The sequence below is a fragment of the Pseudoalteromonas sp. P1-9 genome (assembly GCF_001399975.1).
Classification (GTDB): Bacteria; Pseudomonadota; Gammaproteobacteria; order Enterobacterales; family Alteromonadaceae; genus Pseudoalteromonas.
In genome coordinates, this window is sequence record NZ_LKBD01000017.1 from 1 (window position 1) to 14,163 (window position 14,163).

General features: G+C 41.3%; 12 protein-coding genes. 5 read left to right on the forward strand and 7 right to left on the reverse strand.

The features are described 5' to 3' along the window. Positions 1-492 (forward strand): IS3 family transposase (locus AN214_RS11745; protein WP_054979901.1); only part of this gene is annotated, 492 nt, incomplete at its 5' end. Positions 493-536: 44 nt separating this feature from the next. Here AN214_RS11745 and AN214_RS11750 read toward each other — a convergent pair. The 7 genes from AN214_RS11750 to AN214_RS11780 all read right to left on the reverse strand — a co-directional run bounded on the left by AN214_RS11750 (position 537) and on the right by AN214_RS11780 (position 9,667). Beyond that, positions 537-782 carry a hypothetical protein gene (locus AN214_RS11750; protein ID WP_054979902.1) on the reverse strand — a complete coding sequence of 82 codons (246 nt, stop codon included), beginning with the start codon at positions 780-782 and terminating at the stop codon, positions 537-539. Positions 783-794: 12 nt separating this feature from the next. Continuing rightward, complete coding sequence (locus AN214_RS11755) at positions 795-1,874, reverse strand: CsiV family protein (RefSeq protein ID WP_054979903.1); 1,080 nt, start codon at positions 1,872-1,874, stop codon at positions 795-797. Next, positions 1,874-5,341 carry a transcription-repair coupling factor gene (gene mfd, locus AN214_RS11760; protein WP_054979904.1) on the reverse strand — a complete coding sequence of 1,156 codons (3,468 nt, stop codon included), beginning with the start codon at positions 5,339-5,341 and terminating at the stop codon, positions 1,874-1,876. The genes AN214_RS11755 and mfd overlap by 1 nt, the downstream gene beginning before the upstream one ends. A 15-nt stretch (positions 5,342-5,356) precedes the next feature. Continuing rightward, positions 5,357-6,244 carry a carbon-nitrogen hydrolase gene (locus AN214_RS11765; protein WP_054979905.1) on the reverse strand — a complete coding sequence of 296 codons (888 nt, stop codon included), beginning with the start codon at positions 6,242-6,244 and terminating at the stop codon, positions 5,357-5,359. A gap of 2 nt (positions 6,245-6,246) precedes the next feature. Next, positions 6,247-7,284 (reverse strand): agmatine deiminase family protein, encoded by a 1,038-nt coding sequence (locus tag AN214_RS11770; protein ID WP_054979906.1) that lies wholly within the window; start codon positions 7,282-7,284, stop codon positions 6,247-6,249. A gap of 60 nt (positions 7,285-7,344) precedes the next feature. After that, entirely contained in the window at positions 7,345-7,932 is a 588-nt protein-coding gene (locus AN214_RS11775) for a PilZ domain-containing protein (RefSeq protein ID WP_327077695.1), read from the reverse strand. Between the two features lie 73 nt (positions 7,933-8,005). Further along, positions 8,006-9,667: a SulP family inorganic anion transporter gene (locus AN214_RS11780; RefSeq protein ID WP_200911130.1), complete on the reverse strand. Its 1,662-nt coding sequence runs from the start codon at positions 9,665-9,667 to the stop codon at positions 8,006-8,008. Between the two features lie 193 nt (positions 9,668-9,860). On the opposite strand from AN214_RS11780, the gene AN214_RS11785 reads away from it, so the two are divergent. Genes AN214_RS11785 through gltS form a run of 4 tightly spaced genes read left to right on the forward strand, consistent with a single transcriptional unit; the run spans position 9,861 to position 14,162 of the window. Next, a complete protein-coding gene (locus AN214_RS11785) occupies positions 9,861-11,057 on the forward strand; it encodes a lipoprotein-releasing ABC transporter permease subunit (protein WP_054979909.1) in 1,197 nt (398 codons plus the stop codon). After that, positions 11,050-11,733, forward strand: coding sequence for a lipoprotein-releasing ABC transporter ATP-binding protein LolD (gene lolD / locus AN214_RS11790; protein ID WP_054979910.1), 684 nt, complete (start codon positions 11,050-11,052; stop codon positions 11,731-11,733). The genes AN214_RS11785 and lolD overlap by 8 nt, the downstream gene beginning before the upstream one ends. Further along, complete coding sequence (locus AN214_RS11795; RefSeq protein ID WP_054979911.1) at positions 11,730-12,956, forward strand: FtsX-like permease family protein; 1,227 nt, start codon at positions 11,730-11,732, stop codon at positions 12,954-12,956. Before lolD ends, AN214_RS11795 begins: the two co-directional genes overlap by 4 nt. Beyond that, entirely contained in the window at positions 12,957-14,162 is a 1,206-nt protein-coding gene (gene gltS, locus AN214_RS11800) for a sodium/glutamate symporter (protein ID WP_054979912.1), read from the forward strand. Position 14,163 lies beyond the last annotated feature (1 nt).

The following is a 14,163-nucleotide window of genomic DNA, read 5'->3' on the forward strand; positions in this document are numbered from 1 at the left end:
ATTGAATTAACTCGTCCAGAGCAATTATGGGTGGCGGATATCACTTACCTGCCAACGAAAGAATGCGAGTCCTATCTAAGTCTAGTAACGGATGCTTACTCTAGAAAAATAGTGGGCTATAACTTAAGTGATAATTTAAAAACGAGTTCAGTAAAACAGGCGTTTAAACAAGCGTTAAAAAATAGAAAAGTCATTTCACCTCTTATCCATCATTCAGATAGAGGTATTCAATATTGCGCTAAAGAGTACCAACGCATACACGAAGAATATGGCATAACGTGCTCAATGACAGATGGATATGACTGCTACCAAAATGCCTTGGCGGAACGCGTAAACGGGATCCTGAAAAATGAATATTTACTAACAAAGCCCAATAACTTGGAAGAAGCTACGAAAATGGTGAAACAATCCATTGATACCTATAATCAAAGAAGACCACATACGGCCTTAAAATACAAAACGCCCGATGAAGTACATCGAGCGTTTTATTAAAAAAAGTGTCAACCCATGCTAGGACGGGTCAATTGGTTAAGCGATTAAAGGCCTTTCTCTGAGTAAAGGGTTACCTTACCGCCTACAAAGGTTACTTTAATGTTTGTGCTGTCATTGCCCCAAGTACAGTCTGTGTGCATGGTTTTTTCTTCACATTGTGATGCGCTGCCAAGGATCGCTTCAACTTCTTGCTTGTCTTGACCTACTTTAATTTTTTCGTAGTTTTCTAAGGTCACTTTTGAACATGCAGTTAACGTAAGTAGTGCAGCAGTAATAAATAATTTTTTCATAAGACAAAGTCCTTAATGGTTATAACGACGAATTTGCATAATAATGCCGAGCTTTGGATGGTCGAAATAATGTATTTCGGAGCTTATCACACGACGGAATTGTGAAAATCGTTCAGTTTTTAATACAGTTTCAGTGAGTTGTTGCAAAGCCAAGCCATTGTCAGCATCTGTAAAGTTGATGTTGTCAACGGTCTGTTCCACTAACTCGTTAAGATCAAAATCGGCTTCAATATTGAGATAATTGCGGCGAATAAATACTTTAAATTTACCTTGTAGCTGCCATGTTTGTTCAGTTAAAAGCGGGCTAGGAGTGTCTTCAAACGTTTCAAAGTCGTTAACAATATCGCTTGGAAACGCATCTATGTCTGAACTTTGTGGTACGCCATTTAAATCAATTGCCTCGCTTTGTTCAAATTGCGTATATTCATTAAGCATTTGTTCAAGTGATTGCTCATTTTCTGACTTATTGATAACTGCCGACAAGTTCTTACCACCATACAAATACATAGGTGTCGCGTTACGAATATTACTTTCAGGTTGGCGCCAACCCGTGTGCAATAACGGTGTTAAGCCACGTCGTTTTAAGCGGCTTACGGTTTCGTTAAGCTCTAGCTGCTCTTTTGATAACAAATAAATGTAATCAGTATGTTCGAACGTCAGTGCGTCAGGTGTAAGCGGTAACGCGTCTAATTCGGCTACATTACTATAACGTTGGCACTCAAGCTGCGCTAGGTTATCAAGTTCATCGTCGTTATTAATTTGCGATGATGTCTCAAACGCTTCAATAACGTCATCGTTACGAATGGCAGGCTGGTCAAGGCCGTCAATCTGTTCGCCATTTTCTTTATTGACTTCGATGCCCATGCATTCTTTATATTTCACATTTTGCAGTTCTTGATAGGCTTCAGCGATAATGTCTTTACTATTAGTGTAGTTAATCGCTGGGAAGTCTTCGGCTGAAAGGTCTTCTTTTAGTTCGCTGTCGGTAGGTCTTTCAAAAAAGATCAATTCAATATCAAACCAACGCAAATTGGCACTGACCATAAAACTTGCGCTAAGCAGGCTTAACGGCAAAAAATATTTTATTATCATTATTTTACAACCTTTTGGGCAAAGTCTTTTAGCATTGCAGTAACGAGCTTTAAGCGCTCTTGGTTATTCTTTTCTTCAATCATAAAACGCAATTTACTGGCGCCTTCCATCTTATAGAATTGCGGATTGGATTGCAGTAATCCAATAATAAAGCTCGGATCGACTTTAGTATCTTGGCCAAATTCAAAATAACCGCCTTTGATATTGGCATCAATCTTAGTTATACCAAGACTAGAGGCTGTAATTTTGAGTTGTTGAATTGCAAATAGGTTTTGCAACGCTTCTGGTAGTAAACCAAATCGGTCAATTAATTCAACAGACAATTCATCCATTGCATCTTTATCGGTGCAACTTGCAATACGTTTGTACATGCTTAATCGTGTATTTACATCATGAATATAGTCGTTTGGAATAAGCGCAGGAATTTTTAAATCAACGTCGCTTTGTTTGCGTAGCAAGTTTTCAAGGCTTGGCTCTTTGCCTTGTTTTAACGCTTCAACAGCTTGGTCGAGCATTTCCATATACAAGCTAAAGCCAATGCTTTCAATTTGACCGCTTTGCTCATCACCTAATAGTTCACCCGCACCACGAATTTCTAAATCGTGCGTTGCTAAGGTAAAACCAGCGCCAAGATCTTCCAGTGATGAAATTGCTTCTAAACGTTTCTTCGCATCTTTACTGATCAGTTTTTCATTTGGTGTCAGTAAATAGGCGTAGGCTTGGTGATGACTTCGACCAACGCGACCACGTAATTGGTGTAATTGTGCAAGGCCAAAACGGTCGGCTCTATCAATCAAAATGGTATTTGCGGTTGGAATATCAATACCAGTTTCAATAATCGTGGTACACACCAACACGTTAAATTTTTGGTGATAAAAATCCGACATTAATGATTCGAGCTCTTTCTCTCGCATTTGCCCGTGGGCGTACTGAACATTTGCTTCAGGTACTAATGCAGCAATGTCGCTCGCAAAGCTGTCGATGGTTTCAACATTGTTATGTAAGAAGTAAACCTGACCACCGCGTTTAATTTCACGAATGATTGCTTCTTTAATCAGTTCATCGTCGTTTTGACGAACGAAGGTTTTGACTGCTAAACGTTTAGCCGGTGGTGTGGCAATAATTGATAAATCGCGCATGCCACTCATTGCCATATTCAGCGTACGCGGAATTGGCGTTGCGGTGAGCGTTAAAATATCAACATCAGCACGTAACGACTTAATTTTTTCTTTTTGGCGTACGCCAAAACGGTGTTCTTCATCAACAATCAGTAAGCCAAGATCATCAAACTTAATGTCTTGCTGCAGTAACTTATGTGTTCCAACAACAATATCAATTTTACCTTCGGCTAAGCCTTCAAGCGTTTGTTTTTGCTCTTTTACAGTTTTAAATCGCGACAATAAGGCGACTTCAACGGCAGAGTTGGCGAAACGGTCTTTAAAGTTTTCAAAATGCTGTTGAGCGAGCAGGGTAGTTGGCACTAAAACTGCAACTTGCTTAGAGTCGTTTACTGCGACAAACGCGGCGCGCATCGCAACTTCCGTTTTACCAAAGCCAACATCACCGCACACCAAACGATCCATTGCTTGCGCTTTTTGCATATCATTCAGTACGGCACCAATGGCATTTTGTTGATCGTCGGTTTCTTCAAACGGAAAGCTATCGGCAAATTGGCGATAAGCGCTGCTGTCGTGATTAAATGCGTAACCTAACTTAACTTCGCGCTGGGCATAAATATCAAGTAATTCAGCGGCAACATCGCGTACTTTTTCAGCGGCACGACGTTTAGCTTTTTCCCACGCTTCGGAGCCCAGTTTATTGAGTGGTGCAGTTTCTAAGTCGCCACCTGAATAACGCGATAATAAATGCAGTGATGCCACAGGCACATAAAGCTTCGCGTCGTTTAAATAATGAATGGTAACAAACTCGGTACTGACACCCCCAGCGTCAATGGTTTCAAGCCCTTGGTAACGGCCGACACCGTGATCTAAATGTACTATGGGTTGACCAATTTGCAGTTCAGCAAGGTTACGAATAATTGAATCTTGACTGACTTCGTATTTATGTTTGCGACGGCGTCTTTGAGATATTTTTACACCGAGCAGTTCTTGCTCAGTGATAATGCATAAGTTTTGGGTAGTAAGGTGAATACTTTGCTCAAGCGGTGAAACAATTAAGCCAACATCACTGTTTGCTGCACTAAATTGATCAATAGACTCGAACTCTGAAAGCTTTAACCCAGTTGGTTTCAGCAAGGTTAATAATGATTCACGGCGGCCGTCACTTTCTACCGAAAATAAAATACGCGTGTTATTACTTTTTAATGCGCTAATGTAGTTTAAGACGTGTTCAAACGGCTGCTTAAGTTGATGGTTTACACGGATGTCAGGTACAGCATCAAGGGCGATATTGCTATTGCCTGCTTTCGTACCAAGCATTGCTTGAGAGAGCGCAACGCGCGGAGAATCATTTAGCGCAGAAAATAAGTTTTCTACATTAAGATAAAGCTTAGACGGTTCGAGCAGTGGGCGTAATGAATCAACTTTACGATTTTCGAAGCGTTTTTCTATATCTTGCCAAGTTTCACGGCAGCTGTGTTCAATATCGCCCAAGGTAAAAATAACGTTGTCGCTTGGTAAATAATCAAACAGGGTTGCAGTGGTATCAAAAAATAAGGGTAAATAATATTCAATACCTGAGGGCAAACTACCTTGGCTGACCTGTGAATAGACAGAGCCTTTTTCATGTGCCATGCCAAAGGTTTCACGATAGTTAATACGAAAACGCTCTATGTCGTCTTCGTCGGTACCAAATTCGTGCGCTGGCAATAAGTCAATTTCTTGAATGTTGTCGCGAGAGCGCTGAGTTTCCGGATCAAATTGGCGAATTGAATCAATTTCATCATCAAATAAATCAATACGCAGTGGTGTATTACTGCCCATCGGGAATAAATCGATGATGGAACCACGAATCGCAAATTCACCATGGGCCATTACTTGTTGTACGTTGATATAGCCAACCGACTCGAGTGCGGTGCGCAAGGTCATGCTATCGAGCGTGTCACCAACTTTGTATTTGATTGCCTTACCATAAATAAATTCACACGGGGCGGTGCGCAGCATGAGCCCTGCAATCGGCACAATCAACACTCCGTTATGCTGATTTCTTAGCTGACTTAATAGGCTTAAACGCTGCGAAATAATATCTTGGTGCGGCGAAAAATGGTCGTAAGGCAAGGTTTCCCAGTCTGGAAATAAGTTAACTGGGATATTAGGCAATAGGTAATTTAGCTCAGCTTCAAGCTTAAGCGCCTGCTGCGTGTTTTGAGTGACAATTAATTTAAATCCAGCGTGGCTTTTTACCGCATCTGAAATTGCTAAACTTAAGGCTGAACCTGCTAAATTGCCCCACGCAATTTTGTCGTTTTGGGTTTTGATCCAGGGTAAGTTAAGCCACTGACTTTGCATTAATGTCACTCCTTACTAATCTCGGTATAATTTCGTTAGATCTTGGTAATGGTCGATACGACGGTCACGTAAATACGGCCAGATACGACGTACGGATTCACTGCGTGCACGATCGACATCGGCATAGAGAATTTCATCGTCATTATTTGACGCGTGCGCCAAAATTTCGCCTTGAGGACCCGTAATAAAACTATTGCCCCAGAACTGAATGCCTTTACTTTGCTCGCTTGGATCGGCTTCATGGCCTTGGCGGTTACAGGCAATTACAGGCAGTCCATTTGATACTGCGTGAGCACGCTGGGCAATAACCCAAGCGTCGAGTTGACGTTGTTGTTCAGCGCTGTCGTCGTCTAAATCCCAACCAATTGCGGTTGGGTAAATTAAAAACTCTGCACCTGCCATCGCCATTAAACGCGCAGCTTCTGGGAACCATTGATCCCAGCATACTAACACACCAAGCTTACCAATTGAGGTCTCAATTGGCTGAAAACCTAAATCGCCCGGTGTGAAGTAAAACTTTTCATAAAAACCAGGGTCATCAGGAATATGCATTTTACGGTAAGTGCCCGCAATTTCTCCGTCAGCATCAAGTACAACGGCGGTGTTGTGATACAAGCCCGTTGCACGTTTCTCAAATAATGAGGTAACAATAACGACATTTAGCTCTTTGGCAAGCGCACCGTAAAGCGCGGTACTTGGGCCTGGGATCGATTCTGCTAAGTCAAAGTTATCGGTACTTTCTACTTGGCAAAAGTAAAGGCTGCGATGAAGTTCTTGTAATACAATTAGCTTGGCGCCATTTTTTGCGGCTTCTTTTATGCCAAGTACGGTTTTGTCTTGGTTATGCTGTAAATCACCGCTATTTGAATGTTGAATTGCCGCAACTTTAATCGTTTGAGACATAATTAGCTCCGTAAAAAACCCTTAGGTAATTGCATGGTAATACAGTGTAAGCTGCCAAATTGGTGAATTAATGGCAGGCAGTCAATACCAACAACCTGATGTTGAGGGTAGGCTGCTGCGATTACATCAAGTGCAGCTTGATCATTAGCATCTTGGTAGGTAGGTACCAGTACCTTGTTATTGATAATTAAATAATTGGCATAGGTTGCTGGAAGGCGTTCGCCATCGCCATCGTATTTTGCGTTTGGCCAAGGTAAGGCATGCAAAGTATAAGGTTTGCCACGTTTTGTAGTGAATGTCTGTAACTGCTTGGCCATTGCGTCTAACGCTTGAAAGTGTTCATCGTTTCGATCAGGGCATGAAACGTAAACTAAGGCATCATTTGGCGCAAAACGCACTAACGTGTCGATATGGCTGTCGGTATCGTCTCCTGTAAGGTAACCGTGATCAAGCCAAAGAAAGTGATTAACGCCTAATAATTCCGTTAGCTTTGCTTCTAGCTCCGCTTTGTTTAAATTGTTTTCACGATTGTCGTTTAATAAGCATTCGCTGGTTGTTAACAGTGTGCCGTTACCATCGCTTTCAATACCACCACCTTCGAGTGCCAGCGGCACTTTTTGTGATGAAGCGCTATTGGCTAATACTGTGTTAAATAGCTGCTGATTAATCGCATTATCAAGTTCTGATTGAAACTTATTACCCCAGCCATTAAAGGTAAAATCAAGGGCATGAAGAGTGTCACCACGATATGTGCTAATTGGCCCATGGTCACGCGCCCATGTATCATTGGTTGGGCATACAACAAAATGGACCTTGTCTAGTGTTAGGTCGCTGTTATGAAAAAGCGTACTAATATGCTGTTTTAACGCATCGTTATGCGCAACAATCACAAGTCTTTGCTGCGACAGAATTTCTTTTGCGATAGCAAGGTAGGTGAGCTCAACTTGAGGCAAAATATCGGCCCAATCAGTATCTTTATGCGGCCAAGTTAAGAGCACGGCATCTTGCAATGCCCATTCAGCTGGAAAAACAGTGTTCATAGTAGTTAACAAGGGTAATTTTGGCCAATATTAGCAAATGGCGACACTATTTATTAGTGTTTAATTGATGTTTTTCTTTGATTGCTTCTTTTTTAACACCTTGGCTTGTGTATGCAGGCTTGCTCTAACCATAAGCTCTTGATCTTGCTCTCGAATGTGACTGAATATAAATCGTGTCTTATATCCATCTTGATGCGGTTCACTATCTACAACTTGGGTAAAGCAAAACACCGCAGCTGCTTCATCCGCTAAAAATAGTTTGCTACGAAAAAAACTGTTGGGGGTATAGCAAGTGTTTGTTTGCAGTACAAAGCCGCTGCCACCAAAACTTACCGTTTCTAGCTGAGCTTCGTCTTCATTTTCCGTTGCTAATATATGCGACAAAATAAGGTCAATTTTACGTGACTGTAATTTAAGGTACTGCGCTAAATCATCGGCTACATCACCTAGCTGTCTGAGTGGGCGAAGGGCGGTTTGCTCTAGCACGTTTACTTCATTGGCTAGTTTAAATAGCGGTGGGATTATTTTGTCTATGTCACTGTCATCGCTAGGCAATTTATCTTCGTTAACCTGTTCTAAGTTAACGCTAATTGCGTGTTCGATTTGAAAGTACTGATTAAATTGTTCGATGAGGTCGGACATATGCATTGTAAATCATTAAATAATAAATAATCTTAGCCCGAACAGGGGAGTTCAGGCAAAGAATTTATTTAACTTTCAGTTAGCTGCCGGTGAACGGCACGTTCTCGATAACTTCTAACGACTGATTAAGTGCCTCAAGTCGTGTATTTACAAAACGCTCTTTACCGATTAATTCATCAATGCCAAGCCTTTCAAGTTGATGTTTAGCATCATTATTTGGGCAATATAAAAAGACTTCACAGTGTGCTTCTATAGCATCTTTAATGGCATTTTCTAAGGCGAGACCAACGGTCATATCGATCATCGGCACATCACTTAAATCTAGGATCATCGCTTTGTACTTATGTACAGAAGAATGCTGACGAGAAATCGCTTTAGATACACTGAAAATCATTGGACCCGACAAGTAAAAGAACAGAATATTGCCTTTTGCTTTGTCTAAAATTGCGCGCTCTTGTTTATTTAACGGTACATCATCGTCATCAGCATCACTAATAGCTTTGACTTGTTTTGCCTGCTCACGACTTAATCGTTCAATCACGATGATATTTGAGATAAACACACCCAAGCCAACCGCAATAAGTAAGTCAACAAAAACAGTTAGTAGCATTACCGCATACATAATCGCGGTTTGCTGCATGCTGGCTTTGTGTGCGCGCTGTAAAAAACTCCAATCGAGAATCGAGATCCCAACGTACAGCGCGATACCTGCAAGCACCGCCATTGGAATTGGCTCAATTAAACTGCCCGCAACCAATACGACAAGCATCAAAATAACGGCGCGGATAATTGCCGCGGCAGGAGAGCGAGAACCCACTTGAATACTTACCACTGTGCCCATGGTAGCACCTGCGCCCGGCAGTGCGCCAAATAAACCAGAGATCATGTTAGCAATACCTTGACCTTTGAGTTCTTTATTTGAATCGTGTTCTTGACGCGTCAATGAATCCGAGATTACGGCAGTCAACAGGGTATCGATACAACCAAGTGTGCCAAGTACCATGGCTTCAATGATCATGGTAACGAATTGGTCGGCGGTAAATGTCGGGAAGACTAAATTAGGTAAACCAGTAGGAATTTCACCGATACGGCGAATCGATTCATCGCTAAATAAAATAACGGAAACAAGCGTAATTGCGATAAGTGCAACGAGTTGAGCGGGGATATACTTACGGTATTGCTTGGGGAAGTAAAATAAGATACCGAGCGTTGCAAGACCTAAAAATAATTCTGAAAAGTGAAGATTGAAAATTAAACTGGGGAGTTCAGTAAGCGTGCCGACTACGCCACCAGATGGCGTTTGATGGCCTAAAAGTGGTGCTAATTGTAAGATAATTAAAATAACACCAATGCCTGACATAAAACCGGAGATAACACTGTAAGGCATTAAGGTAACGTATTTACCCAGTTTTAATGAACCGAGTAAAAATTGGAATGCACCGGCCATCATCACCACGGTAAAGGCCATTGCCATGCCTTGTTCTGGGTGTTTGGCCATCATCGCGGTAAGCACTGCTGTCATAATCACGGTCATTGGACCGGTCGGCTCAGAAATGAGCGAGTTAGAACCACCAAACAGTGCAGCGAATAAGCCGACTAAAATAGCGCCCCAGATACCAGCTTCGGCACCTGCGCCTGACGCCACACCAAAGGCTAGGGCAAGTGGTAGTGAGATAATTGCAGTAGTGACACCACCAAATAAGTCACCACGGAGTTGAAAGTGCTTAAATCGCTCGAACAAAAGGCATACCCCTATATTGCAGACGCGGTATTCTACCTAGACTGTTTAAATAGTTACAGTAGCTTAGCTGGAATTATGGCAAAAATTTCACTGATCAGATCTGTTATTCTGAGATTGCCTAGAAAATAATACACTTCTTATTAATAAGTGTTAAACTTCCAAAAAATTACACTTATTAAACAATCAGTAATCTATGTTTCAGCCAGTTAGTTTGTTTATTGGCATGCGCTATGCGAAATTAGCCAAGGGCAACGGCTTTATCTCCTTTATTTCATTTTTTTCTATCGCGGGTATAACGCTCGGTATTATTGCGCTAATTTGTGTGACCAGCGTAATGAACGGGTTTGAGAACCGGCTTAAGCAATCTATGCTGCAAATTATGCCGCATTTATCTGTTGCACTACCTGACAAGCAAAACCACCCCTTGTATCAAACCTTGGCAAAACATCCAGATGTCACTTCAATATCACGTTTTAAAAGTAGTGAAGGGTTGGTTGTGTCGAATACCAAATTATTAGCGGCAAAAATTTACGGTATAGATGATAGCCAAGACACGCCTTTGACAGCCATGCTTAATAGTGAAACCGTTAAACAATTAGCAAACACTAAGTATTCAGTGGCGATTACGCGGCGCTTAGCAACAGAGCTCAATGTTTCTGTCGGCGATAAGATTCGCTTAATGCTACCGAGTGTCACAACATTTACCCCAGTTGGACGTATGCCATCGCAACGTTTATTTACCGTTGCAGTACTGCTTGATAACAGCGCGTTTCATAGTCAAGTAATTTTAACGAGTACATCAAACTTATTAAGACTTAATCGTATAAAACCATCGAGTTTTAATGAATTTGCACTGTATTTAACCGATCCATTTAAATTAGATGACCTAATCAATGACATGCCAGAGCTTAAAACGCTAAAAGTAGCAGATTGGAAAGATACACAAGGTTCACTCTTTTCAGCAGTGGCAATGGAAAAGCGCATAATGAGCCTCTTGCTTGGCCTGATTATTCTAGTTGCGGTATTTAATATTCTCTCGGCACTGACCATGATGGTATCTGAAAAACAGTCTGAAATTGCGATTTTACAAACCTTAGGTTTAACACCCAACGGTGTGTTACAGGTATTTATGGTACAAGGTTTATACAATGGCTTAGTTGGCAGTGTACTTGGGGTATTACTTGGTTTAGCGGTTGCGCTAAACATTAATGAAATATTAGCACTGATTGGCATTCAAATTATTGCAGGTATGGAGTTACCGGTAGATGTATCTTGGTTACAAGTAGGTGTGATCTTTACGTTAAGTATTGCGATGAGCTATTTAGCCACCTTTTATCCCGCACGACGCGCTGCGAAATTAGCACCAGCACAGGTTTTAAGATATGAATAATCACCTTGTAGTAAAATGTGAACACCTCGCTAAGTCTTACCAAGATGGCGATGTTAAAGTTGATATTTTAGATGATTTAAATTTAACCCTCGAAGCGGGTACAACACTTGCAATTGTTGGCAGCTCAGGTTCAGGTAAAAGTACACTATTACATTTGCTTGGCACATTAGATAAGCCTAATATTGGTAAAATCGAAATAAAAGGTGTCGATACAACGACGCTTAATCGCAAGCAGCAAGCCGATTTTCGTAATAAGCACATCGGTTTTATATATCAATTTCACCATTTACTGATGGAGTTTAGCGCTCTTGAAAATGTGATGCTGCCGCTATTGATTGGGGGAATGGCAAAACCAGACGCCAAAATTCAAGCAAGTGAAATGCTCGAAAACGTGGGTTTAAGCCATCGAATTACTCATAAACCGGATCAACTTTCGGGTGGTGAACGTCAGCGTGTTGCCATCGCCCGTGCGCTTATCACGAAACCTGCATTAGTGCTTGCTGATGAACCGACAGGTAACCTTGATAAAGATAATGGCGAGAACATATACGAACTGATTAACCAGTTAAAAACCACCCACAATACTGCGTTTATTGTGGTGACGCATGATTTAGAGTTAGCGGCAAAGCTTGATAAAACCATGTTTATTAAACAGGGAAAGTTGGTTAGCCAATGAGTTTAAGTGTTTATTTAGTTAAAGGCTTTCGACGCGGCAAAGGCGATACCACGGTTAGTGGCTTTTTTAGTAAGTCATCAACGATTGGTATTTCACTTGGTGTGGCGGTGCTTATTTTGGCGCTATCGGTGATTAACGGCTTTGAAGTTGCACTAAAAGAGCGTTTATTAAGCGTTATTCCACATATTGAGTATTATGCGCCAGCAAAACCGCTGGATAAATTTGCCTCTCACCAAGAAAAATTACTCAGTCACCCAGAAGCAGTTGCAGTTGCCCCTTATATTAAGCTAAATGCGATGGTGTCGCACAAAGGTAAAATGCATGGCGTGCTATTAAAAGGCGTTGAACCAGAGTTAGACGCAGCCGTGTCAGACAGCGCTAAGTACATTTCCCCTAAGAGCAGCGTTAATCTTACAAAAGGTGAGGTTATTCTCGGTAAGGCGCTGGCAAATAAGTTACAGTTGGAAATTGGCGATACGGTATCTGTGTTACTGCCAGAGCCCGGAACTCAATCACTTGCGAGTATTAAGCGAATTAATTTAACCTTAGTTGGCACCATTAATTTAGGTGGTCAACTTGATATGAATTTTGGCCAAATTGCATTAAGCCAAGCGCAACAGCTAAAAAACGTGAGTAATACCCAGTTTGATGGGCTGCAAGTTAAGATACGGGATGTATTTAATGTGCGAAATAGTGCCCTTGCGATAGGTCAAAAATTAGATGAATTGGTGTATATCGAAACCTGGTACCGTAGTCAGGGTAATTTGTATCAAGATATACAAATGGTGCGCTTAATTGTTTACATCACGGTGTTTTTAATTGTCGCTGTTGCTAGCTTTAATATTGTCTCTACCTTAATTATGGAAGTGAAAGAAAAGAGCGCGAGTATTGCGATTTTAAAAACCATGGGTGCAACCGATAGCACAATTGTACGCTGCTTTTTACTGCAAGGTATTCATCAAGCGGCAATCGGCTTAGGTATTGGCCTGATTCTAGGCATTATTTTATCGCTGACAGTAAGCGATATATATTTATTAATAAGTGAATTGCTCGGCAAAAATGTGTTGTCTGGTGTTTATTTTATAGACTATCTACCAAGTCAGCTTAACGTAAACGATTTACTGATCACTACGGTGATTACTTTTACAATGGCGATACTTGCATGCATTTATCCAGCAGTTAAAGCCAGCAAAACGGACCCTGCAAAAATACTAGGACATTAGATGCTGATAGACGAACGGCTTACCTTAATGGCGGCAATACTGGTTTACTTTTTAGGTAAATGGTTAAACCGTCGTTATAAGCCGTTACAAAGCTTTAATATTCCAGAAGCCGTTACCGGCGGCATTGTTGCCTCAAGTTTAGCGGCTTTTTCGTTTTATGTTTTCAATACTGAAATCACTTTCTCACTTCAACAGCGCGATGTGCTACTCATCGTTTTCTTTACCACGATTGGCTTAAATGCACAGTTAGATAGCCTAATAAAAGGCGGTAAAAGCTTAATGATGCTATTACTACTGGCAGTTGGCTTTTTAATTTTACAAAACCTTGTTGGGATTGGTGTATTTACCTCGTTTGGCATGCCACCAGTGAGCGGATTGCTAGGTGGCTCGATTTCACTAAGTGGTGGGCATGGTACGGCAATCGCCTGGTCGCCATTTTTTAATGCGCAGTATCAGATTGAAGGGGCGTTGGAACTCGCTTTGGCGTGCGCGACATTTGGCTTAATTTTTGGTGGCGTGCTTGGTGGCCCTATCGCGAAGTTCATAATAGAGAAACACCAATTAAAACAAACGGTCTATTCTGCTAAGCCGCTGAAAGTAGGGGTTTCCCATGACAATGCTAAATTTGCAAGTGTTAACATAGATCAGTTTCTGATCAGTATCTTTGTTATTCTACTGGCAATTGGATTAGGTAATCGTATTGAAGCTGCATTAGTTTATTTTGATTTTGAATTACCATTTTTTGTTTGTTGCCTATTTGCCGGCATTATTATTAGTAACACAGTACCACGTTTAATGTCAGTTAAGCTTTGGCCCACCAATAGCGCGTCGTTGTCGTTTATTTCCGATGTCTGTTTAGGGCTATTTTTAGCGATGTCGTTAATGAGTATTAAGATTTGGACGTTGACGAGTTTAGCAATGTCATTTGTCGTGTTACTTGTTTTTCAAGTGTTGGCGACAATACTCTATAGCACCTATGTGGTATTTCCGAGTTTAGGCAAGAACTACGACGCAGCGGTAATGGCTTCTGGCTATGCTGGGTTGACCTTAGGCGCGACACCAACAGCAATTGCTAATATGACGGCGGTAACGCAACATTATTCGCCTTCAGCTAAAGCGTTTATCGTTGTACCTTTAGTGGGCGCATTTTTTATTGATATTGTAAATGCGTTGGTGATTAATCAGTTTATTAGTTGGCTGGGATAAT